General features: G+C 47.3%; 17 protein-coding genes. 5 read left to right on the top strand and 12 right to left on the bottom strand.

Features of this window, described 5'->3' with window-relative positions; translation table 11 throughout:
• Window positions 1-90 precede the first annotated feature (90 nt).
• Complete coding sequence (locus ACLR2L_RS04940) at window positions 91-813, top strand: substrate-binding periplasmic protein (RefSeq protein ID WP_413366210.1); 723 nt, start codon at window positions 91-93, stop codon at window positions 811-813.
• 21 nt (window positions 814-834) lie between these two features.
• On the opposite strand, the gene ACLR2L_RS04935 is transcribed toward ACLR2L_RS04940, so the two are convergent.
• Window positions 835-3,852 (bottom strand): response regulator, encoded by a 3,018-nt coding sequence (locus tag ACLR2L_RS04935; RefSeq protein WP_413366208.1) that lies wholly within the window; start codon window positions 3,850-3,852, stop codon window positions 835-837.
• 1,567 nt (window positions 3,853-5,419) lie between these two features.
• Between ACLR2L_RS04935 and ACLR2L_RS04930 the strand changes: the two genes are divergently transcribed.
• On the top strand, window positions 5,420-7,699 hold the full coding sequence (locus ACLR2L_RS04930; RefSeq protein WP_413366206.1) for a protein kinase domain-containing protein: 2,280 nt from the start codon (window positions 5,420-5,422) through the stop codon (window positions 7,697-7,699).
• Window positions 7,700-8,516: 817 nt separating this feature from the next.
• Here ACLR2L_RS04930 and ACLR2L_RS04925 read toward each other — a convergent pair.
• Window positions 8,517-9,773, bottom strand: coding sequence for a Y-family DNA polymerase (locus ACLR2L_RS04925; protein WP_140958263.1), 1,257 nt, complete (start codon window positions 9,771-9,773; stop codon window positions 8,517-8,519).
• A complete protein-coding gene (locus tag ACLR2L_RS04920) occupies window positions 9,761-10,177 on the bottom strand; it encodes a LexA family protein (RefSeq protein ID WP_140958264.1) in 417 nt (138 codons plus the stop codon). The genes ACLR2L_RS04925 and ACLR2L_RS04920 overlap by 13 nt, the downstream gene beginning before the upstream one ends.
• A gap of 94 nt (window positions 10,178-10,271) precedes the next feature.
• Here ACLR2L_RS04920 and ACLR2L_RS04915 point away from each other — a divergent pair, with 94 nt between their 5' ends.
• Window positions 10,272-10,559 carry a YebG family protein gene (locus ACLR2L_RS04915; protein WP_413366203.1) on the top strand — a complete coding sequence of 96 codons (288 nt, stop codon included), beginning with the start codon at window positions 10,272-10,274 and terminating at the stop codon, window positions 10,557-10,559.
• Between the two features lie 214 nt (window positions 10,560-10,773).
• On the opposite strand, the gene ACLR2L_RS04910 is transcribed toward ACLR2L_RS04915, so the two are convergent.
• From ACLR2L_RS04910 to ACLR2L_RS04885, 6 genes are all read right to left on the bottom strand, one after another.
• Complete coding sequence (locus ACLR2L_RS04910) at window positions 10,774-12,354, bottom strand: methyl-accepting chemotaxis protein (protein WP_413366201.1); 1,581 nt, start codon at window positions 12,352-12,354, stop codon at window positions 10,774-10,776.
• A 271-nt stretch (window positions 12,355-12,625) separates the two neighbouring features.
• Window positions 12,626-13,714, bottom strand: a complete 1,089-nt coding sequence (locus ACLR2L_RS04905) for a methyl-accepting chemotaxis protein (protein WP_413366199.1) — start codon at window positions 13,712-13,714, stop codon at window positions 12,626-12,628.
• A 100-nt stretch (window positions 13,715-13,814) separates the two neighbouring features.
• Window positions 13,815-14,816 carry a LacI family DNA-binding transcriptional regulator gene (locus tag ACLR2L_RS04900; RefSeq protein WP_140958267.1) on the bottom strand — a complete coding sequence of 334 codons (1,002 nt, stop codon included), beginning with the start codon at window positions 14,814-14,816 and terminating at the stop codon, window positions 13,815-13,817.
• Window positions 14,817-14,834: 18 nt separating this feature from the next.
• Window positions 14,835-16,181: a glycoside-pentoside-hexuronide (GPH):cation symporter gene (locus ACLR2L_RS04895; RefSeq protein ID WP_255439130.1), complete on the bottom strand. Its 1,347-nt coding sequence runs from the start codon at window positions 16,179-16,181 to the stop codon at window positions 14,835-14,837.
• Between the two features lie 9 nt (window positions 16,182-16,190).
• Window positions 16,191-17,531 carry a GH1 family beta-glucosidase gene (locus ACLR2L_RS04890; protein ID WP_413366197.1) on the bottom strand — a complete coding sequence of 447 codons (1,341 nt, stop codon included), beginning with the start codon at window positions 17,529-17,531 and terminating at the stop codon, window positions 16,191-16,193.
• A 156-nt stretch (window positions 17,532-17,687) separates the two neighbouring features.
• Window positions 17,688-17,831 (bottom strand): hypothetical protein, encoded by a 144-nt coding sequence (locus ACLR2L_RS04885; protein ID WP_181405129.1) that lies wholly within the window; start codon window positions 17,829-17,831, stop codon window positions 17,688-17,690.
• Between the two features lie 604 nt (window positions 17,832-18,435).
• On the opposite strand from ACLR2L_RS04885, the gene ACLR2L_RS04880 reads away from it, so the two are divergent.
• Both ACLR2L_RS04880 and ACLR2L_RS04875 read left to right on the top strand, forming a co-directional pair.
• Window positions 18,436-19,677: a sugar MFS transporter gene (locus ACLR2L_RS04880; protein ID WP_140958379.1), complete on the top strand. Its 1,242-nt coding sequence runs from the start codon at window positions 18,436-18,438 to the stop codon at window positions 19,675-19,677.
• A gap of 2 nt (window positions 19,678-19,679) precedes the next feature.
• Window positions 19,680-22,187, top strand: coding sequence for a glycoside hydrolase family 3 N-terminal domain-containing protein (locus ACLR2L_RS04875; protein WP_413366194.1), 2,508 nt, complete (start codon window positions 19,680-19,682; stop codon window positions 22,185-22,187).
• Between the two features lie 326 nt (window positions 22,188-22,513).
• On the opposite strand, the gene ACLR2L_RS04870 is transcribed toward ACLR2L_RS04875, so the two are convergent.
• Genes ACLR2L_RS04870 through ACLR2L_RS04860 form a run of 3 tightly spaced genes read right to left on the bottom strand, consistent with a single transcriptional unit; the run spans window position 22,514 to window position 24,598 of the window.
• A complete protein-coding gene (locus ACLR2L_RS04870; protein WP_413366192.1) occupies window positions 22,514-22,957 on the bottom strand; it encodes a TIGR01244 family sulfur transferase in 444 nt (147 codons plus the stop codon).
• A gap of 10 nt (window positions 22,958-22,967) precedes the next feature.
• Complete coding sequence (locus ACLR2L_RS04865; RefSeq protein ID WP_413366190.1) at window positions 22,968-23,723, bottom strand: sulfite exporter TauE/SafE family protein; 756 nt, start codon at window positions 23,721-23,723, stop codon at window positions 22,968-22,970.
• A 5-nt stretch (window positions 23,724-23,728) separates the two neighbouring features.
• The gene (locus ACLR2L_RS04860; RefSeq protein WP_140958272.1) at window positions 23,729-24,598 is read right to left on the bottom strand and encodes an MBL fold metallo-hydrolase; all 870 of its coding nucleotides are present in this window, start codon (window positions 24,596-24,598) and stop codon (window positions 23,729-23,731) included.
• Between the last annotated feature and the right edge of the window lie 4 nt (window positions 24,599-24,602).

Below are 24,602 nucleotides of genomic sequence, written 5' to 3'. Positions count from 1 at the left end.
CAAACAAGGTAATTCCTTCTGCTGTGCTACTTGCAAGTGGATGAGACTACCGTATTATGAACCTCTCGTTTGCAAAGGGACTTAAGCCGCATGCGATGCTGGGTGTTACTGCTATTGTTGTTATCTTGGAGCGCGTATGGCAAGGAAGTGTTGCGCTCTGCTGTGTCAGACAATTTCCCCGACGGTTTGCATACCTACTATTTGGCTTACCTTGCCAACAAACTCGATGTAGAGTCTGAAATTGGCACAATGCCTTACGCAAGACGACTGCTATCGGTAGACAACGGTACCTTAGATATAATGGTTGGCGTATCGAATACCGCTCCGATTGGCGACAACACCTTGCGTCTTGATCCCGCATATGAATCACTGAGTGTCGCTATATTTGTGTTGGCGGGTAATGAGTCTTCTATCGATTCCATCAATAGTTTTCAGCAACATATTGTAGGAGTAACCCGCAGTTCCAGCCGTCAGTCGGTATTAGAGAATGTGCCTGAAAGCCGCATCGTGTCAGTTGAATCCATCGAACAAAAAATAGATTTGCTGCTAAAAGGCAGAATTGACTCATTTATGCACGTAAAAGAGAGTACCCTTACCACGCTGGTCTCGCAGGGCTTATACACTAAAATTCGTCTGGCAACGTTTCAGCCGCCCAAGGAATATGAGCAACATGTGATCATAAACAAAAACTCCTGGCTGTACACACGCAAAGATGAGCTTGAAAAAATCATCCGCGACGGCGTTGTCAACGGCGACTTTGCTCATATTCGCCACCAGTTCTATATCGCAGGAAACGCATCTAAAACTCAATAACAGCGCGATGAGTTTAGCCCACTAACCTTGTCGGTCCTTTGTATTTTCCCCAGCGGGGCTGAATTCCATTTGGCTGGGCAAACAACCGTATTCAGTTTTAAAACACCTGCTAAAATAACCCGCTGATACAAACCCCACTTCCATCGCAATTTGAATAACCGATTGGCCATCGGCCAACATAGGCAGGCTCTTTTCTAATCGGAAGCGCTTTAAAAACTGGGTAAAGTTATCTGGCATGAGTTTAGCCATAGTACGATTTAGTTGTCTTTCGCTTACCGCCAACGCAGAAGCGGCATCGCGTCGGCTAAAGCTGTCATTTTGATAATTATTTTCAACTACTTGCAGCAACTTCAACAGAAATGCCCGGTCTTTCTCAGAAGGTGATTCGGGCAGAATTGACTTTACATAGTCAGACTGGATCTCTTGTAACGCTTTACTGGACGGCACGTGTTTAGGTTGAGCTAACGCTGAAATCGCCAGTTGATTCTGAAGCCGCAATACAAGGTCCTGTCGTTCAACCGGCTTAATGAGATAATCATTGACGGTTGCCTGGAAGCCCTCCCTCTTAAAAGCGAGATCGGTTTCCGCAGTAAGCAGAACAATGGGAATATCAGCAAAGTCGGCCATGAGACGGATCTCACGAGTAAGTTCAATCCCATTCATACCGGGGATTTTTAAATCACTAAGAATGATGTCAGGTTTGAGTAACGGCAACATAGCCAGAGCCTGTTTTGCACTGTGTACGTCGTAGCATCTAAACGCGTCGCTTAGCGCACCGGTTAAGTATTCTGCTGCCGCTGAGTTGCTATCTATAATCAATATTAACGGTAGATTCCCAGCCTTATATTCAGCCTCTGGTTCGGCAATACTGGCTTCTAGTACTAAATCCGCAGGTTCGGTGAGAATAGGTTCATCGGCCTGATCGTCTGTACAGGTAGTATCTTCGGAGGTAACGCGCTCCACCGGTATATGCGCTGTGCAGGTAGTACCAATGGACGGTTCGCTGTGAATTTCAAACCAGCCATCATTGGCCAGCACCAATTCACTTACCAAATTGAGTCCAATACCCATATGCGGCTTACCGCGGCTATTGGTCCCCTCACTAAAGCGCTCCGTTAATATCTGAAGCTCTTCAGGTGTTAGCCCTATGCCATTATCGGTGACAGCAAGGTGTATTTGGCTTTCTGCTTCAGTAACCAACACTTTAATAAACCCGCCTTCCTGCGTATACGCAATGGCATTTTCTATTAACTGGTGGGCAATACTTTCCAGCGAATCTTCTACCAAGAGTACCGGTTGTTTCACCCTGTTTTCGAAAGACAATACCTGCTGCTTGGCAGTTGCGCTGGAACGGAGTGATTCAATAACATATTGAATAGACTTGTCCAAATTGTATTCAATACGCTGATGTTGAGAGATGGATTCCACTCGCTCAACTTCAGACAGCTGCTCTACAATCGAACGAATTCGACTGGTTTGTTGATAAAGTGAATCTAAGGTTTCCTGCTCTGTCTTGTTTGTTGCCCTCTGCTTCAGATCCAGCAATGGCCCCATCAATAACATAACCGGCGTTCTGAGCTCGTGAACCAGATTGCGAACGAGTTTGTCTTTTTTGTTGAGTAGTTCGGTGATGGACGCATTTATCTCACGTAATGAAGACTGCTTCTGACGTATAATTTCTGCCAGCATGCGAGTTTTCTCATCGGCATACCGTTTAGCGAGGTACACAATGCCAGCTATGCACAATAATGCCAAAACGATGTAACAACATATCGCTTGCCAGGTTAGCCAAATGGGCATTGCAATAGTAAGCGCAAACGACGTAACCGGCTGCTGCGCCACACTTTTCTTGTCTGCCACTCTGATTTCAAATTGGTACTGCCCATACGGTAAACCTGAGTAAGTAATGGTGCCGTAATTGGTGGGCAACGCACTCCACTCGTTGTGAAAGCCCGCAAGCCGGTACTCTAAATGCTGTAAATGCGCGTAGTGAAAATCGGAAGAAGCAAAAGCAAACGTGAGTTCTTCGGGCGCATCTTCGAATTCGACAGACAACGTTTCACTTTGTAGGTTTACCAGCTTGCCTCTGGCTGTGCGGCTCTGTAAATCCACTACCTTGGCATAAGACTGATGAGCGCGCCGACCGGTTACATACTTCACCATTTTTGGTGTCTCAATGAGGTAACTTAACTGATCACCTACAATGAGAACTTTGTCTTCGTCTACCGACAACATTCCCTGGTAGTTAAAGTCGGTATCAATAACCCCGTCACTGCTATCAAAAACAAATGCAAAATCCTGATTTACCAACATTAGGCCTTTGTTTGTTGCTAGCCAGTGATTGCCATCCTTATCGATATGCGCGTCACGAATAAATCGCGGAATCCCACTACTGGGAAAGGCTTCAGACAGCGTATTGCTGACCAGAGAAAACTGCTTCAGACCCGCACCAGAAGTACACAAATACAACAACTTAGAACGGCTATCTTCATACAGGCAGTAAACAAATATACCCTGCAGTGAATCTGATTCATGCTTTATCCAAACGCCCCTTGTGTCGCTCTCGTAAATAACGTTGTTGTTATCCAGCAGAATGATTTTGTCTTCGCTGTTAACTGTAACGTATTTCACGTTTTTTGGGGCATTGGCATAAGACACCAGCGAATTATTGTGAATGGTTATAAAGCCGGCATGGCTGCTTTTTTGATAATAGAAATAAGTGTGATTATTTAACTTAAACGACAGAGGTTGGATAGACGGGCAGTAGTTGTTGGGATCTTCGAGTTTTGCGCGTAATTGAAGGCGTTCATTTTTGTATTCGTAGGTTGCACACGTAGCGGGGTCGAGCAGTAATCCTGATTCCAGAGGAACAGGCTCCGTGTCAAAGGCTCCGCCAGAAAGCGAACTAAGCTTGCCGGATTCACCGTTGAAGAGCCGCCAGCTCTCCGCCGTTTTGGCTAAGTACTGCCCAGCGCCTATTGGTACTATTGCATAAATGTCTTTGCGAAAAGGAAAGTCGGTTTCGTGAACGTAATCCATTGCCATATCAGCAGGATTGATACTTGTTAGGCCGAGTTGACTCGATGCTACAAGAATCCGTCCGCTATCAGTTTCCTGAATATCTCCGACCGTTCTTATTTGCTCAAATGAATACCTAGGCTGCCCAATTTGAACCAATTCAAATGTCGTCATTCCTGGTTTCGCTTGAAAAAGACCTCCAGCAGCGATCCATAATGTACCGTCAGAATCTCGAAGTGCTCGGTCCACGTCACGGCTTGAAGCTTTCGGATAGGCTAGCTGAATAAAGTCGAGTTCATTATTGACTCGCTTCCAGCGATATACTCCACCTACGCCGCCGACAAGTATTTCTTCCTCATATAGTTTTATATAGGTAATTTTTTTAAGTTGAGGAAACAGGACTTCTCTGGATACACCACTAAATGACTTAGTAACATGGTCATAAAAATACACAGCATCCTTATCAGAAATTACAAATCCATATTTTTCTGAAAATTCTACACTATAAAGCTGATTAAAATTTCTATCTTCTCCTGGTCCTTTAACGCGGGAGATTTTTTTGGTTTCAATGTCATATATAAGTAACTGCGAAATCAGGCTAACAACTGCAATTTTTTCGTTTACCGCGATAGACCAAGCGAATTTTGAGATCTTAGGCGGTATGTCTAGCTTGTGAAGTACCTTTTCATATCGAGAATATATGAAAATGCCCGTGCCATATTGTGTCATCCAAATGTCCCCATTTGGAGCCAACGTCACATTTGAAATATAGCCATCACCAAGAATTGAGTTGTCTCTACTGAATACTAGAGATGAATCACCAACGATATCTATAAATCCGTTTTCAGCCCCTACATAAATATGGTCATCCTCCAGCACTAACGATCGAATCACTCCACTGGGCTCGTCGCTAAAAGTACCTTTACCAAGCCAGGACGACTCTATCGCAGTACATTTTCCATGTGTAAGTAATCCAATTAGGACAAATATCATCCATGTCCCAAATTTGCACATCCTTGTCCCCATCATAGATCCTTCTCTGATTTATTCGTTGTACATTTATTTTCGAAATCCAAACGAAAATAAAGGTTATACGTATGAATATAGAACACAATTTAAACAAGTTCGAGATTAGTGAGCAAGACTGTCTTTTAGTACAGGGGGGAAATTACTCACCCTCAACAGAGTTACTTCTTTTGCTTTCATTAAATAAAGAACAAAGATCCAACGAAGTGGAGAAACCCACTTCTGGAATGCCTGTGGACATCTAACTCTAACAAGCACCAGTTTGTAACGCTAATATCCGTTATGTGCGTAGTTTGTATGGTGCTGGCTTTGCCAATTCGAACTGAGAGCAATTTAACTTCTTATCAACGGTTCACTGCTGCTCCAACTCCGTATCAATCTTACTGACCTATCTGCAAATAAGTCCCTAACACAATCTAGACAAACCTGAAAGCGGAAGGCACCTGTGGTTGTATTAACAATTTCAACTATACAGATTGTCATTGCCATTTATTTGTATGAAAACTTAGCGAGTTAGCGCTAATCTATTGCTCATAAAAATGCAACAGCAACGGAATGTACCATGCAATCAAGCAGTATTTTGGAAATACATGACATGCTCTGGGATATGCCTCATGAGGAACGTGAGGCCTGGATAGCACAATGCAATGTTTCACCAGAAACGCTGGCTAAAGTGCGACGCATGTTAGCCGTGAATGATCTGCGAACTGAACAATCCTCTCCCGACTTGCCTTTCAGCGTATTGGGTGTGTGGCGGCTGTTGTCATTGCTAGGCAAAGGCGGCAGCGGGCAGGTTTACCTGGTAAAGCGGGATGACGAGGTGCATCACGAAACCGCAGCGCTCAAATTGGTGCGGCAGAACAGTGAGGGCATTGATCAGGGGTTTGCTCTCGAACGCCGTCGTCTTGCTAAACTGAATCATACCAATATTGCCCGGCTCATTGACGGTGGTAAGGCCCCCGATGGCAGTTTGTATATGGTGGTTGAGTACTTAAAAGGTACCGACCCTATTAGCTATGTGAACCAAAATGCTTTGTCGGTGCGCGCGAAACTTATGCTATTTCTGCAACTTTGTGATGCTGTTGCGTACCTGCATAGTTTTGGTTTAATGCACCGGGATATTAAACCGCAGAACATGGTGGTGTCAGACAACGGGCACCTGAAGCTAATTGATTTTGGCATAAGTGCAGAATTAGGCCAGGCTCACATCAATGAGTGCGGCACCCCAGCCTATGCAGCGCCCGAAATATGGCAAGGCGCGTCACCCTGCGCGGCACAGGACGTATATAGCCTGGGGCTTATACTGTTTAGTTTGCTCACTGGTAAATGCTTAGGCGCGCAGCAATCCAATCTTGGTTTACTGGTTGGTACCATGTTCCAGCAACCACCATTTAAACTTTGCGAACTCAGCGGGTTACCCGGAGAATTGCGCGCCATCATTCAACGGGCCAGTAATCCCTCCCCAGAGCTTCGTTACCCTTCGGTTCACGCCCTAAGAGCAGAGATCACGGCTGTGCTGGAAGACCGACCTGTTAGTGGTTATGGAGGATTGATTTATCGGTGCAGGTGTTTTCTCAAACGCAATCCGTTCTCGAGTGGCCTGGCGGCGTTAACGCTGGTGTTTTTAGTAATAGGATTACATCAGGGTTATCAGGCTGCACTTGAACGCGATCGATTACTTATAGAGGAGCAAAAACAAGCAGGCGTAACGGAATTTCTGTTAACGCTGTTTGCCAGCCAGCCCGACGCAAAACTAAACCCAAGGGAATTACTGCTTGCCCATGAAGACAGGCTTCTGACCAATCTGCAACAACACCCCGATACCGCTGGACCTATCGTGCTTCAGGTAGGCGAAATTTATAACCTGATAAAAGACATCAACGGCGCTTTACGAATGTATGAAGCACTGTTAAACAGCAACACTGTGCCTGCGGATATTCGTGCAATGGCCGCATTTGGCATTGCCACGCTATCGCAATTGTCAGGCAAACAATCTGACGCATCAGAATACCTCAAACAGGCTCAGGATTTTTGGTCTCAGCATCCACAGTACGCGCTTGAATTGATACGCAGTCGCGATTTGGAAGCGCGTTTACTTCGCGTTGGTGAGGATCCCAGGCAGTCTGTCCGATTACTGGAGGATACCTTAGATGAGCTTGGTCGCAGTTGGTCAAATCCAAGTCGCACACGTATGCTGCTACAAGCCTCTCTGGGGCATGCCTATCGGCAGTTTGACCAGCTGCCTGAAGCAGAGCAGGCCTATACAGAGGCTATCGCCACCGCAGATGCAATTGGATTAGGCGTGAGTCTGGATGTGCTCAACTGCCGGGAGGCTTTAGCTGCTATTCGTCTGCAACAGGGCGATATTGCTCTTGCCGCCAAAGAAATCGGTGAAATAGCGCAATTAAAGCTAATGTTGGTTGGCGAAGGGACGGCCACTGCTGCAAGTTTTGCCAATCATGCAACGTTACTGGCGAAATTAGGCCAGTTGGATGAAGCAGAAACGGGTATGCAGCATGCGCTATCTATGGCACAAAAAACCGAGGGCGAGAATGGCGTGCTGAGCCTCTCCAGTGAAATTGGATTGATTGAAATAAGGCTAAAACAGGGCAAGGATCAAACACAAGTGTTTACCGCTCTCAGTAGTAAACTGGAAAATATGTCGTTACCGCCATTGGTAAACGTTAAGTTGCATGCGCTCACCATTCGCTATCTGGTTGATCATGACAAAGAAGCGGCCAGAGAACGTTTACAGCGATTTAAACAGGATCTTGACGCTATGGGCGAAGCAGGAGCAATGTACCAACGATTTTTTAACGACGCACAAAATCTGTTGAAGTGATTACTCCTTATATGAGTGTGAAGTCAGAACGTCTTTCTACTTACACCTTTGCTTTTTTAACCCAGCCAAAATGGCTTTTGATAATTGTATAAGGCAAGCGCTTAAACCACTTATGGCGAAGACTATTGTACTGGTTTTGGCTTTAGTACAGTGGCAGCCGCACCTGGCTGGACGCCCAATATTCCGGCCAATTCGTCATAATTCGCTTTTACATCAACCATGGCTGCATACCAGTTACTACCGGTAACTTTAGTCCCAATAACCCATGTACCAGCATTTGTTATGCCTTCAGCTTCTACCAAAAAACACAGTGGATTTACTATACCCAGAAACTGAGACGAATTAATGTAGACAGACTTAAAACAATAAACGCCTGGTTCCAAATAAATCTGCGTAGCCAGTCCCCCATATTCGACTACCCTCTCGTCATCACTTTCCTGATTTGTAAGTACTACTCTGTTATAGCGTTCCGCGTAAGTTCGAGTTATCGGTTTGCCCTTGTTATTCAGCTCAACAGTATGCAGCGCAATAATTGTGTTTGGAGACTCAGCCCAACACACTGAAGTGAATAAACAGATTACTAAAATCAGAAGCACTGAGCGCGTGCCTGAAGATCGCCAGGTTTGAACAAATCGCATTGTGTTTTACTCGTTGAATGTTGGAGGCAATTTAGCACTGCAATGCTCTACACTACGTTTGATACAAATGATTGACAAGTAAATCGCGCACTTGAAATTATTTGTACTGTTAAATTCACTAAGCATCCAGTTAAACATGCAGTGGTAGAGTCAATTACAATTGAGCTTACTATCGGCCCTCAACACTCAATCTTAGGTAGGTGCCGCCAATTCGTTGTGTATTGGGGCGACAGATACTCGCGTTTCATGGACCATTGCGGATGTATCCCCTTAGCCGCAGCGCCAATAGTCTGGCTGCCATACCGTGCGTTGATGGCATCCATGCACTGCATAACTTTGGGGTTATGTGTGAGTTGTGCAAACATATCCTGTTGCTCCTGCTCGGTATCAATTATTTCAATAGCGCCCACACCGCACTTATGCAGCAGAATACCGGCTTTGTATAAAACCACCGACGCCCTACTCGCTGCTTCCACTAACGCCCTGGTGTCATTAGTTGGCTGGGCAAAGCGATGTTGCACTGCCTTGTGATACTGCCGCGTATTGGCAAACGGGTTGGCGTGTGTAAACAGGGTTAACAGGCAGGCCTTACTGCCTTGACGCCTGAGCTTTTCTGCCACTTTTTCGGCATGCCAGCACAAACTTTCACGCAGCGCTTGTTGCGTTGTAACCGCTTTACCAAATGCTCTGGTTGAATAGATTTGCTTCTTGTTGGCGCGCTCGGCGTCCCACTCAATGCATGTTGTGCCGTTGAGTTCTCGCACAGTGCGCTCTAATTCTACTGAAAACTGTTTTCGCAGCGCTTTAGGACAGGTATTTGCCAGCGCCCAGGCAGTATGAATTCCCTGGGCTTCTAATCTTGCGGCAATGCGCTTACCCACTCCCCATACGTCCTGCACATGCATAGCCTGCAGCACTGCTTGTGTTTTTTCGGGTGAGTCAAGCACTGCGATACCTTGCTTATCGCCCAAACGCTTACCCGCAAAGCTGGCTGCTTTAGCCAACGTAGGTGTGCTCGCCATGCCAACACCAACCGGCAAACGAAGTTGTTGCCATACGGCTTGCTGAATCGCTAATGCATGCGACAACCAACCACTCGGCGGCTGCCAGTTATCAAAGTACAAGAAGCACTCATCAATAGAGTAAATATGCTGGTCGGGCGCAAATTCGCCAATTACCTGCATCATCTTGTTAGACAGATAATCGTAAAGCTCATAGTTTGATGAGCGGATCACGGCGTTGTGCTTTGCTAGCAGCCCTTTTACTTTGTAGTAAGGCCCGAATTTCTTTACGCCAAGCGCCTTAGCGTATTCACATAACGCGCATATACAACCGTCGTTGTTAGTGAGCACAACAACCGGCCTGTGGCGTATGGCCGGGTCGAATACTTTTTCAGCTGAAGCATAAAAGCTGTTTGCATCCACTAACGCATACATTGGCTCAAATACCTTACATACCGGTGCATTCGCACTGAGCGCACCACAATACCTTCAACCTCAAAAACATCGCCTTCGCCTAAGGCGTAGGGCTGATGATCAAGACCGGCAGATAACAATACCTGCGATTTTCTGTCGTACAGTTTGCACACAAAGCTGCCATTCAGATTTGCCACTATCACATCCAGTGAGGTTGCCGAAGCGGCGCGATCCACAATAAGCAGATCGCCGTCGAAAATGCCAACTCCGGTCATAGAATCACCCTTCGCTTGCCCGATAAAGGTAGCATTTGGGTGTTCAATTAACAGTTCATCCAAATCCAAAGCCAGTTGCCGGTATTCTACTGCCGGCGACTCAAAACCGCTGATCCCTGCCTGCGCTGCAACGGGAATAATTTGAAGCATGAATGCACACCATCACAATGTTTTAAAATACTGTTTATTTATACAGTAAATTGCGATAAAGTGACAAGGAATTTTACAACAACGGAGTTTTACCATGGCTATCAGAACACAATATGTGGTCTCACACAAAGGGGTAGAAAAGTTGGTTACTACCGATAAAAAAGAAGCAGATCAGTACGATAAAATGCTGGATGTAGCAGACAACCTGGCTATCTACATTCAGGCTAAAGGCATTAAACTCAGCGACGACCTTGCCGAGGAGTTGTCTGTTATGCTGTCTAAGAACAAAGACAGCCTGGCCAAATTATTAAAAGGCACAAGCGCAGACAGCATACTGTCGGAAGAAAGTGCCGAGGTAGTAAAGCTAAAAGCTAACGGGTAAATCCGGGATACCCCCGGTAAATGAGCGGGGTCACCAGTTGGGTCACAAATTGGGTTACCTTGGGGGAGCCTTGGAAAGAAACCCTGGGGGGAACCGTGGCATTTGATGAAACAGGCACTGCGCAGAAAAGTCGTTGCCGTGCCTGTTTTAGTTAGCTTTACCAAAGCTTAGGCTCCGGCTAAGACTAAGTTAAGCTTAAAAAAGCGAATGGGTATTAACCAATTTCGCCTTTTATGTTGAATCGCTTAATTACGCCGTTCACATCACCAATGGTAGCATGCAAACGCTCACTGGCGGCCAGTGACGCTTCTGAGCTGCGCTGAGTGTCAGCTGCGCCATCTGCAATTTCAACAATTTGCTGATTGATGTGTTCAGCCACAGAGCTTTGTTCTTCTACGGCAGCCGACATTTCCATTGTCATTTCGCTAATGCCTTTTACCGCAGTATTGATTTCAGAAAGCGCCCTACGTGTCTCTTCTACAATTTCAGCACCTTGCTGTGCAGACTCCAGGCCCCGAGTAGACACCGTAACCGCCCGCTCACTGCGGTTTGCAAGTACCTGAATAATGTCGTGGATCTTATCGGTAGATTCGCGGGTTTTAGACGCCAGCGCCCTTACTTCGTCGGCCACAACGGCAAACCCTCTTCCCTGTTCGCCTGCACGTGCTGCTTCAATTGCCGCGTTAAGGGCAAGCAGATTAGTTTGGTCTGCAATAGACGAAATTATACTGGCGGCTTCACCGATGTCACTGGTTGATTGTGCAAGCTCAGTTACCGTTTTAGAGATTGATTCCACTACCTCTTTTAGTTCCACAATAGCGGCGGCAGCCGATTCGGCTTTTTGATTTCCGGTATTTACGTTATTGGCTGCCAGCTTGGCACTTTCAGCATTATTTTCAACTCGCTCCGCTACTTCCTGTATCGATTGCGACATTTGCGTAACTGCCGATGCGATTTGCTGTGTCGCCTGGTTTTGCTGCACTACTGCGGAGCTGGTACGCTCCGCTTGCTGATGCGTCGTATTGGCAATCTCTTCCAAACCGCTGGCAGAATCCTTAATTCGTGTGAGTGCAGTTCGGCTCCGCGCCAATTCACACCCCAACACCAATTTGCCCCGCGCGACAGCGCCAAAATCACTAAAGTAGGTTTGCGATACAACAGGACTATCGTAGGAGTCAGGGCTCAACTTTATCAACGACTCCCAATCCGCTTCAGTTGCCTTAAACTGCCATAAACCAATAATGATAAGTGCTACTGCGGTAACCAAGGCAGACATCCAACCCGACGTAAATGCCAAAAATGCCACCAAGGGGATCCCTGGCACCCAATACATACTCAGTTTTTTTACAAAATACGCGTAAAGCTCTGAGGCTGGAGCGGCAGACTTACCGGCCAGAATACGCGAATAGCGTGATCCAGCACGTACAATTTCATGCTCTAAAGCCGGAACACGTACCGATTCGTACCCTACAATGCGATTGCCATCGTAAACGGGTGTAACAAACGCTGATACCCAATAATGATCACCATTTTTGCGCCGGTTTTTTACCAGTCCCATCCAGATTCTACCAGCCTGAAGTGTTTGCCACATTTCTTTAAACACACCGGGCGGCATATCAGGATGTCTTACCAAATTATGATTCTTGCCAATCAGTTCATCACGACTATATCCGCTCACCTCAATGAACTCGTCATTGCAATGTGTGATGATTCCGCGCTCGTCAGTGGCAGATATTAACCGATACTCTCTCGGAAACTTATATTCCCGCTGCGTGACGGGCTGATTATTCCGCATGGTGTAGGTACTCCAATAAGTCCAAGGACACTGAACAATATTCTTCACAGAATGGCATTCGCCGAAAATCTGTAATTCACTGTATTTTTAAGGTATGTAAACGAGGAACAATGCTTATACTAAAGTAGACACGGTGGATTAATTTCGCAAATTAATTAGGGATGTTTTCGTGCGATGACATAACAACGCGGCAGAACGAAAATTTTGATAGCCTTAAACAAAAACAGCACCAATGAGGTGCTGTTTTGATATCTAATCTGATAACTACTCGCTATCTCGCTAAGTGGTTTCCAATCTGATCAAGTAATGAGGCAACCTGACGACTGGCTTCTTCCATAGAGGCTAATGCGCTTTCGCAGCCTTTAGTGTCTTCTTTTTGCGCTGCCCGCATGGCCTGAACACCAAAACGGTGTACTGCAGCATGGGGCGCATCCAGGCGTTTAAATGCATCGATTTTTCCCGTCGGAAGATGCGCGTTTTCGCTGTACCACTTGCCCAACCGACAACGCGTATGATCTGAAAAATCTTCTGGTGCTTTCGACGAGCGGCCACAAATAACTGCGTATACTTCCGATTTCCACACTACATGATCAAGCTTCACAGTTTGAATAAACGTTTGCGTGCTGGCGCCGCGAATAGCTTCTTCCATCACATCACAGTGCGACACCATTTCCTCGTAGTTGCCATTTAAGCGGGTAACACCGTTGGCCAGGTGCGAATTGTTCTGCTGCAATTCAGATACCGACGACACCGCTTTTTGGGTTGACTGAATAATGCTTTTTACCAACTCTGATACTTCGTTGGCCGACTGATTGGTTTCGTTAGCCAATGAACGAACTTCATCCGCTACCACACTGAATCCACGACCAGCGTCACCGGCGCGAGCCGCTTCGATGGCGGCGTTAAGCGCCAGCAGGTTAGTCTGGTCAGAAATACTGGTAATGGTTGATACGAATTTATTGATACTATCAGCGGTTTCAGATAACCCTTCAATACTAGTGCTCATGGTAAGCATCATTTCACTCAAACCAGCCATGTCGTTAATGATTTGCTGCAACGACGCTGAAGAATCAGCAAACAAGCGTTGATTATCTGCCAGCTTATTGGTTTGTGACGATACCTGGTGATATGACTCCAACACGGTTTCGCGGATCCCTTCAACCTGGCACAATGAATCTAACAAACTTCTGAGCAGTCCCTGTCCGCTGTGGTCAACTTCCTGTGCCGCAGCAAGGTCTTGTCTTAACTGTTGGTTTTCAGCTTCTAGTGCGGCAATTCGGTTTTCTAAATGAGACTGTTCTTTTTGCAGTGCTGAGACTTTTTGCAAAGCACTGTCGTGGGTTGAGCGAGATACAAACACAGGCTAGGCTCCTTCTGTGGGGGCGCATTTTTATTAGTTGGTATTATATGCCTTATCGGCAGCTAACAGGGCTAGCATAGCTTTAATTACTTCAATAAAGCTACTCCGGACTACTGGTCGTACCTCTTAGGATAAGTCGGGGATCCAAAACGTGCTTAAAAGCATGACTGCCTTTACCGTAAACACGGTCGAGCACCCAGTGCGCGGCCATCGTCCCGATTTGCCTTACCGGGTAATCAATGGTGGTCAACCCAGGCGTTAAGTAGCTGGCAAAGTCGATGTTGTCGAACCCGATAACCGAAATATCCTCTGGCACCCGCTTGCCCATTTCCCGTAATGCATTCATCGCACCAAATGCCATTTCATCGTTTGCACAGGCCACAGCTGAAAATAACTTGCCTTTAGCCAGCAACGCGCGAATACCCTCCGCACCGGACTTCGCCTGGAAGTTACCTTCGTACATCAAGGACGCATCGTATTCGAGACCAGCTTCAGAGAGTGCCTGCTTATGGCCAATCAGGCGGTTTATTGCATCGGCTTTAAAAAAAGAACCCGCCAGGTAAGCAATTTGTGTATGCCCGATATCCAACATGTGCTTGGTAGCAAGATAGCCGCCTTTAACGTTATCCAAACTAATGCAGTTGTCATCAATTTCGGCAATGTAGCGGTTCACTACCACCAATTTAACGCCTTGCTGAACCAAATTCACAAGGTAATCGTCAGTCACCGCCTCCACGTGCAGGATCAATGCGTCACAACGACGGCTCAGCAACGCTTCAATTTGCGCTTTTTCAATGGTCTCATCGGAGTGACCTGTGGCAATAAGCATGTGCTTGCGCGCTGCGCGCAGTGATTGCTCGGTACCGCCCATCATGGAACCAAAGAACGACCCGTGTAGCTCGGGAACCACGTATCCAACGGTATTGGTTTTGTTGGAAGCTAGCGATGCCGCCACTACATTGTGCCGGTAACCCAACTCTTCCATTGCTGCCACAACGAGTTTACGGGTTTTTTCCTTAACGGTGCCGGTGTCGTTGATTACTCGGGATACCGTTGCCGACGATACACCTGCTTTTTCACTTACCTGTTTAATGGTTACCATGTTTGTAGTTCACTGTTGCTAATGTGTTGCGCTCAGACGCGCGGCCTGAATTTGCTGCTGGGTTGCTTCTAGTTGCTTTGCGTCTAATGTATACCAGCGCATAATTATCACAACCAAAACTGACATAATGGCAGGCAGAATACAGAACGAAAACGCAATGCCATCATTCACCTGTTCAGTTACCTGACCTGCCTGATAACCGTAAACTGCCAGTAACCAGCCAGACAACGCACTCCCCAGCGCAACCCCAAATTTTATAAAAAACACTATGGTGGAGAACGTCACACCGGTTAGCCGCACACCACTTTGCGCCTCACCATAATCAGTAACATCTGCCATTTTCGCCCACAGCAACGGTGAAGTCATTTGCAATAAAAAGCCCCACACAAAATGCACCAGTAAAGCCATAAGCCACATATTTACCGGAATAAAGTAATTCACCATACACGCCAGTGCGGCACCAAGCTGTAACCCTACATACAGTTTAATTTTGCCAAACCGCTTTGCCAGCGGATGGGCAAACGCGCAACCAATCAAACCGCCAACCATGCCGGTTGTTACAAACAAGGTCACGTCATCCGGCCGGTTGAGTACATATTTCACGTAATAAATAGCCAGGGAATTGCGTAATAAAATACCGGTAAGCAGCACCACGCTCACCAAACACAATATGCGGCACTGATCATTTCGCCACACCGCTTTTAACTGCTCTTTAAGTGGCATTAATAATGGTTTCTCAGGCTTGAGGCGTTCTTTTGTGCCCGCAAAGCACAACAGAAACAAGAACATCCCCAGTACCCCCATTAACAGCATAGTAAGCTGATAGCCTTTGGCATCATCGCCACCGCCGAATTTGCTCACTAAAGGCAAGGTAAAAGACGTGACGAACAGGCCACCAATCATGGCAAAAATAAAACGGTAGGATTGCACCGCCACGCGTTCATTGGGGTCGGCGGTAATAACACCACCCAAAGCAGAATAGGGAATGTTAATCGCGGTATACATCAGCATGAGCGCGATATAACTGGTTACCGCATAGGTGAGCTTACCCTGGTAGTCGGTATCTGGGGTGGTAAAGGCCAGTACACTAATAACGGCAAACGGTACCGCCATCCAGAGCAGATAGGGGCGATAGGATCCCCAGCGAGTTCTGGTTCGGTCAGCCAGCGAGCCCATCAGTGGATCAGTAACAGCATCAATTAACCTGACCAGCAGAAACATACTGCCTACTGTTGCAGGATTGAGTCCAACGATATCGGTGTAATAGTAGGTAAGAAACAGCATCACGGTTTGAAAGATAAAGTTACTGGCCGTATCGCCTAGTCCATAGGCCACTTTTTCTTTCACGCTAATCGTACTTGTCACATTTCACCATTAAACGCTTTGACGGCGCGTTAACCAATGTTTAAGTGCCTGGGCACTGCGTTTAGGGACGCGACGCTGACTGCTGTAGTCAACATATACAATACCGAATCGCTTGAGGTAGCCTTCAGCCCATTCGAAATTGTCCAGCAAACTCCACACAAAATAGGCGGTTACATTCACACCGGATTCCATCGCTTGTGCGACAGCATTCATATGATCCTGTAAATATTGAACTCGAATCGGGTCGTCAACTTCTCCGTTTATCAGTACGTCATCACAGGCCATGCCATTTTCGGTGATTTGCACTGGAGGTAAATCATAATCACGGTGCAACTGTAATAGCAAGTCCCTTAAAGCATTAGGGAAAATTTCCCACCCCATAGCAGACACCGGAGCGCCATGCTCGGGCGGCAGTATAGTAAAGCCTTCGTTATCATCGTGTTGTACGAATGAGCGCGTGTAATAGTTTACACCCAGATAATCAATCGGGGTGCTAATCAGAGCCAGATCGCCCTCGTAAATATCGGGTTGCTCATCTTCCGGTAACAGCGACAGCAGTTCCGGGTACTTACCGGTTAACACAGGTCTAACGTACCAGTCGTTATGATGGTCATGGGCTAGTTGTGTTGCTGCGCAGTCTTTCTGCTGTTCACTTGCTGCATAGTAGGGCGTAAAATTCAGTACAATACCGCTGGTAACATCCGGCGCATTCTTACGCAGAACCTGCATTGCTAGTCCGTGAGCTAACAACAAATGATGAGCGGCTTTTTTTCCATATTGCTTGCCTGTTTTTCCCGGAGCATGCACACCGGCTTCGTACCCCAAATACGCACTACAAAAAGGCTCATTCAGCGTAGCGTAACAATCTACAAGTCCGTTGAATGCTCTGCTAACTACATCCACGTAATCGGCAAATGCCCTGGCAGTATCGCGATTTAGCCAGCCCCCCTGATCTTCCAGATACTGTGGCAAATCCCAGTGATACAGCGTCACATAAGCTTTTAAACCTTTTTGCTTTAACAGGGTTAACAGGTGTGTGTAAAACAGCACCCCTTGCTGATTAATACTGCCATCTGCTCTGATGATTCTTGGCCAGCTCACTGAAAAACGGTAAGCGTCAAAACCAAGTGACGCCACCAGTTCGATGTCATCCTGCCAATATTCAATATGATCACAGGCCACAAACCCATTTGAACCATCTTTTACCGCGCCAGGTTTGGTGCAAAACGTATCCCATATACTGGCTTCTCTGCTATCTCTGCCACCTTCAATCTGAAATGCAGAAGTGGCAACACCAATGGGGAATGAGGTTGAACTTAGCTGTTTGTTTACACTGAAATTTGTTGTCATGCGAAAACGCCTTACACGCAATATCGGGATTTGCGATGGTTCTGAGGGCCCAAAACACACTTCGAATATATTTCAGGCAATTGTAAGCGCTTTCATTAATTATACAAGTTTTTTACATTTACCCACTAATCAGGAGGTTATCGCAAACATACTTCATCAGGATTTTAATAACTTAAGCCAAAAAGCGAGCTCTAACGCCACACCTACGCCAATTACAACGAAAGATCCTTCCTGAAATCCAAGGGTATAGCACGCCAGTGCACCCAATAAGCAAACAGCCAATACAATCCAACGTTTCATGCCAATATCCAGTTTGTCTTCGAGAGTTATATCAGTATGAAAGTATTACCTATTTCAGTCTTTTCTATTTTGTAACAGCGCATTTCATCTATTTAGGGCGTGTTGATCTTTGCTGTATTAATTTTGTTCGTTCTAGGTGTTCAGCGATCGCGGCGCATGTTCGCAGGTGCAGTGGTTCTGCATCAAGAGCATGCAACAAAGAGCGGTGGACACCTAGAGCGAACCCTTCAGGCAGCGCCTGTGCAACATCATACAGCAAAGATCAACACGCCCTAGTCTAAATTAAGTAAATGATTTAAAAATCAACGTGCTATACGCAACCATCGTCAGCCAGCAGACCGCTAAAGCATCAATTTGCTCAGTCCATTCAGGCAACACATAATTCTCATAACACCATGATTTATATTTATTATTTAGGTTGCAGGCAATCAGTGCTTACCCACAGTAAAATGTCATTCCTACTTGTGTTTGCGCTCATTTTACGCAAAATGTAAGCGCTTGCATTTTTATAAAATAGTCTTATACTCGTGCAACAAAATATTAACATACCGCCTTTTCCTCCAGGATAATGGGTATTCAGCAGAAGCAATCAGGGCGAAAAATCATGTCTATGCCATCGGCTACAACTACAACCGGCTCATCAGCTCCGCTCACTATGTCAACGTTAGTGAGTCTGACGTCGCTGTTCTTTATGTGGGGGTTTATTACCGCCATGAACGATATTCTGATCCCTCACCTTAAGGCACTGTTTGAACTTAATTTTACACAGGCAATGTTGGTTCAATTCTGCTTTTTTGGCGCCTACTTTTTAGTATCGGTACCAGCAGGCAAACTAGTAAGCAGGGTAGGATACAAACAGGGCATCATTACCGGTTTGTCAGCTGCTGCTGTGGGCTGCCTGATGTTTATTCCGTCTGCTAAGTTTGCTGAATACTGGATGTTTTTGCTGGCGCTGTTTGTGCTGGCAGGCGGTATCACTGTGCTACAGGTAGCAGCTAATCCGCTGGTTACCATTATGGGTAATCCCAACACTGCGTCCAGTCGCCTCACCATGACCCAGGCATTTAATTCACTGGGCACCACAATTGCGCCTATCATCGGCGGCATTCTCATTTTCTCTGCACATTCTGCCACCAGCGCTCAGGCCGACGCCGAATCCGTTATTGTGCCTTATCTTGCCCTGGCAATAGTGCTTGCTGTAATGGCCTTGTTTACACGCCGTTTAATGTTACCTGCCGAAGCGCAGCCAAGCCAACTGGACGACAGTCAGGCAAGCACAGTGCTGCATCACCGTCACCTGAAATTTGGCGTGATTGGCATTTTCGTTTATGTGGGAGCAGAAGTTTCTATTGGTAGCTTTCTGGTGAACTATTTTGGTTCTGCACATGTGCTTTCCATGCCTGAAAGTCAGGCAGCAACTTACATTGCCTACTATTGGGGTGGTGCAATGGTAGGCCGATTTATTGGCGCAGCGCTAATGCAGCGTATTCAACCGGGTGTGTTACTGGGCTTTAACAGCCTGGCCTCTGTGGTGCTCATTGTGACGTCCGTGCTCACAACTGGCGACATCGCTATGTGGTCAATGCTGGCCGTTGGTTTGTGTAACTCAATCATGTTCCCAACGATATTCAGTCTTGCACTGAAAGGATTGGGTGAACAAACCGCAAAAGCATCCGGCTTGTTATGTCTGGCTATCGTTGGCGGTGCGCTAATTCCTTTAGTACAGGGGGTTCTGGCGGACACCCTGGGCTTAACCCTGTCATTTTTACTTCCTGCAATTTGCTATCTGTATATCGGATTTTATGGTCTGAAAGGCTCTCAACCCGATACCCAGGCTGGAGAATAACCATGCAAACACGTTTAGCCACGTCAGTTGCTGCGGCCCTAGGTGCGCTGTTACTTGGAGCCTGCTCCGGGAACAATGACGTTATTACACAAAAAGCAACATCGGCTGTGCCGGATTATTGGCCAGTCATTCAATCACCCATTGCAAAGTCAGATGACGTTGAAAAGAAAGTGTCAGACATTCTGGCCTCAATGACGTTAAAACAAAAAGTAGCACAAATCGTTCAGCCAGAAATTCGCGATGTAACCGTAGAAGACATGCGTGAGTATGGTTTTGGCTCTTATCTGAACGGCGGCGGGTCGTTTCCAAACAACAACAAACACGCTACGCCCGAAGAGTGGATAGCGCTCGCCGAAGCCATGTATCAGGCTTCGGTTGATGCTAGCCTAGATGGCAGCACAATTCCCACTATGTGGGGCACCGATGCCGTGCATGGTCATAATAATGTGATAGGCGCTACCCTGTTCCCGCATAACATCGGTTTGGGTGCAATGCGCGATCCGGCGCTGATTGAAAGAATTGCCACTGCAACTGCGCGAGAAGTGCGGGCAACGGGTATCGACTGGATATTTGCCCCTACCGTTGCGGCTGCTCGCGACGACCGCTGGGGTCGCACTTATGAAAGCTATTCTGAAGATCCTGAAGTGGTAGGCGCATACGCCAGAGCTATCGTTACCGGCTTACAGGGTGATATCAGCGACGGCAATATTGACGATCAGCATGTCATCTCTACAGTAAAGCACTTTTTGGGTGACGGTGGCACCGAGCAGGGCGACGACCAAGGCAATAACATTGCCGACGAAGAAACACTGTTTCGTATTCATGCACAGGGCTATGTTGAAGGCCTTGGCGCGGGTTCACAATCGGTAATGGCGTCATTCAACAGCTGGCATGGTGAAAAGCTGCATGGTAATAAGTACTTACTAACCGATGTACTGAAAGACAAAATGGGCTTCGACGGCTTCGTTGTAGGTGATTGGAATGGCCATGGTCAGATAGAAGGCTGTTCAAACGACAACTGCCCACAAGCCTTGCTGGCTGGTTTAGATGTGTACATGGCAACCACGCCTACATGGAAACCCCTGTTCCACAACCTGGTGGCCCAGGTAGAAAGTGGCGAAATCCCTATGTCACGTTTGGATGATGCCGTGCGTCGTGTATTACGCGTGAAGGTTCGCGTTGGGTTGTTCGACCTGCCCTCACCTGCCAATCGCAGTCTATCGGGCGACAAGTCCATAATAGGCCATCCTGACCACCGCGCGGTCGCGCGGGAAGCGGTGCGTAAATCACTGGTGATGCTGAAGAACAATAACAACCTGTTACCGCTTGAACCCAACAGCAAGGTACTGGTAGCAGGCGATGGCGCTCACAACATTGGCAAGCAATCCGGCGGATGGACGATCACCTGGCAGGGTACAGGCAATGAAAACAGTGATTTCCCAGGTGCATCGTCGATTTATCAGGGTATTGAGCAAGCCGTATCTGCAGCGGGCGGCAGCGCGACGCTTAGCGAAGATGGTAGCTACACCGACGCGCCTGATGTGGCCATTGTGGTATTTGGTGAAGATCCCTACGCGGAAGGTAATGGCGACATTGCTAACGTTGAATATCAGCGCGGCAACAAAAGCGACCTGGCGTTACTGAAACGTTTTAAAGACGCAGGCATTCCGGTGGTCGGCGTGTTCATTACAGGCCGTCCGCTTTGGATTAATCCGGAAATCAACGCCACCGACGCATTTGTGGTTGCCTGGTTACCTGGCTCAGAAGGCCAGGGCGTAGCAGACGTATTGTTTACTCAGGCAAATGGTGAAGTAGCGTTTCCGATGCAAGGAAAACTTTCCTTTACCTGGCCGGCAACGCCTTACCAAAACCCGATCAACCGCGGCGACGGCAAAAACCCTCAGTTTGAATATGGCTATGGTTTAACTTATAGCGACAACACAAACTTGCCTGCGCTTAACGAAACCGTTGAGGCTGACAGCAGTGAAGCCGCTGATCACGTTATTTTCCAACAAAGTGTACAAGAGCCATGGCAACTGGTAGCCCACTCAGGTGGCGTGTCTGGCGCGATGAATAGCAGTGTACTTACTATTGGTGACGTTACCATTCGCACCGCCGACCGCAATGTTCAGGAAGACACGTTATTAATGCAATTTGGCGATACACCAGCCAAATTACACTTCGTTGCGCCTTTCCCAGTGGACTTACTGGACTTTACAACACCCAACTCTGCACTGGCTTTCGATCTGAAAGTACCATCAGGTACTGGGATTCAGGTTGGTATAGAATGCGGGCAGAACTGTGCTGGCATGGTGCCACTGAGTAATTTCACTGCCGACTCCAGCGACTGGCAATCGGTAGAAATACCTACCAAGTGCATTATTGGCGCCGGAGCCAATTTACAAGAGGTGTATGCACCACTCAGTTTTGTCACGCAGGGTAAAGTCGAATTTGCGGTATCCAATATTCGTTTAACCCAACATGGGCAACCTACCACACATTGCCCGTAACCTTTCATGTGCCCGGTGGCTGTTGAGCTTAGCTCACAGTCACCCTCCCATTGCAAAGGCGGCGTCAAGCCGCCGTTTTTCGGGGCTCTGATGCTTCACAATTTGCCAGTAGCGGAATTATACCAATTCGCATAGAAGTTTGCCCACTCAGAGTGAGTCAAAACGACTTAGATCACGACGCGTACTCTGAGGCATAGTCATTCTATGTCCAGAGGGCGCAACAAAGATGTAAGTCGTTTTGGCCACTCCCTTTGGGCAACACTGGCAGACTTTTTAGCGTTGTTACGCTTGCTTGATTTGGAACCACCAAACCTTCACAAACAAGCCTAGCTAAAAAGCCTGCCAGTGTTGCTGAGAGAGCAAACTTCTATACGAATTGGTATTACGTCAATCCCGGCTTGAATGAGTTGTTGCTGCAACCAGGATTTACTCACACCAGCCTTGCATTGAGCCAGTGCCCACAGGTGCGCCGCCCGTGTGCCGGTTCGACATATACCGTGCACAGCGCCTCGCTCGGCGTGTAATTCACGTGCAAAGGCTGCAACTTTGTCAGCCGGATATTCACCACTTTTCACCGGAATACACACGTAACTGAGCCCTGCAAGCGCGGCCATTTCTGCCAGTGCTTCGTCGTTTATCTGATCAACCGCTTCCATATTTGGCCGCACATTGATCAACAGGGTTACACCACGTTTTGCCAACTGCTTCAGCGAATCAAGGTCAATGGCACCTGACACACTGAATTTATCGGTAATTGACACAATGTTCATACAACACCTCTTAAAGCCTGTTCCAAGTGGAAAATAAAATGGCAGCTCCCATCACCACCAGCAACACACCAAAGCCGCGCTTTAAATGCTGTTGGGGTAACTTACCAGCCAGTTGAGCGCCTGCCAGCGAGCCTGCCGCTCCCAATCCAGCCACCAGCGCTATCATCAGCCAGTCGTAGGGCAATACGCCTGATTGCGCAAACAGCCACGAATGTTTTGTAAAGCCAGTGAGCGACTGCATAACTATCACTGCCAGACTCGTGCCAATGGCTTGCCGCATGGATACGCCCGCAGTAGCCAGTAACGCAGGCACAATCAAAAAACCGCCACCCACGCCAACGAAACCCGCCACGATACCCACACCAGCCGCGGCCAGTACAAGCTTAGTAAGCCGCACATCTGCACTGACAGCTGGTTGGTAAGGTCGCAGCATAAAGCCACTTGCCAGCAGCATTACCAGTGCAAAGGTAGCCAGTTGCGCGGCACCACTTACAAATTGTGACCCCCACGCACCGAGATAAGTGCCAGCCATACTGGGGAGCCCAAACCACCACACTTTTCGCCACGCAATCAGCCCCTGTCGGTGAAGTTTCCAGGCCCCAACTGCAGCAATACAGCCCACAATTAATAGCGATTCTGCAATCGCAACCTTTGGCGGGCGGCCCACCACATAGGTAAGCAGCGGTACAGTCAGAATAGAACCACCCGACCCCAGAATCCCCAGGCTCAGGCCAATCACTAATGCACCAAATAATACGGTTAACATACGTGCTACTTACTTACCGTGAGAGGTATTTTTAAGTAGTGTCTGCCATTGTCTTCGGCCGGCGGGAGCTGGCCGGCGCGTATATTAATTTGGATGGCAGGTAGCAATAGTTTTGGTACTGCCAGACCGGCGTCGCGCTTTTCACGCATAGCAACATAGTCCGTCTGACTCACCCCATCTTTGATATGCACATTGTTGCGACGCTGCTCGAATACAGAGGTTTCCCACGCATAAGTATCCCTGCCAGGCCCTTTATAGTCGTGACCAACAAACATGCGGGTCGATTCAGGCAACGTAAGTAATCGGCGAATAGACTGATAAAGTGTATGCGCACTGCCATTGGGAAAGTCTGCGCGGGCAGTGCCGTAATCGGGCATAAACAAGGTGTCGCCAACAAATACCGCATCTTCTATGTAGTAAGACACACAAGCCGGTGTGTGTCCGGGTGTATGCAACACTTCGATATCCAGATGCCCCAGACTAATTACTTCCCCATCGGCAAATAGTTGATCAAACTGACTGCCATCTGACGCGAAGCTGTCTTCCAGGTTGTAAATTGCTTTGAAAGTAGATTGCACGCGGCGAATGTGTTCACCGATCCCAATTAAACCACCTAGTTTATCTTTTAAGTAAGGCGCAGCAGTTAAGTGATCTGCATGTGCATGGGTTTCCAGGATCCACTCGGTATTTAAGCCATTTTTGTCAATAAAGCTGACAATATTGTCAGCGAATTCGGTAGACAGGGTGCCTGATGCGGCGTCGTAATCCAGCACTGGATCAATAATGGCACAGGCATTGGTAGCCAGGTCAGCAACGACGTAGGTCACGGTAAACGTGGGTTCGTGAAAAAAAGGCGTGATCTGTATTTTGCTCATAACA

The organism is Alteromonas sp. AMM-1, assembly GCF_047290655.1.
Classification (GTDB): domain Bacteria; phylum Pseudomonadota; class Gammaproteobacteria; order Enterobacterales; family Alteromonadaceae; genus Alteromonas; species Alteromonas mangrovi.
Note: the sequence above shows the minus strand (reverse complement) of the source record. Positions and strands in the feature narration are given on the sequence as shown.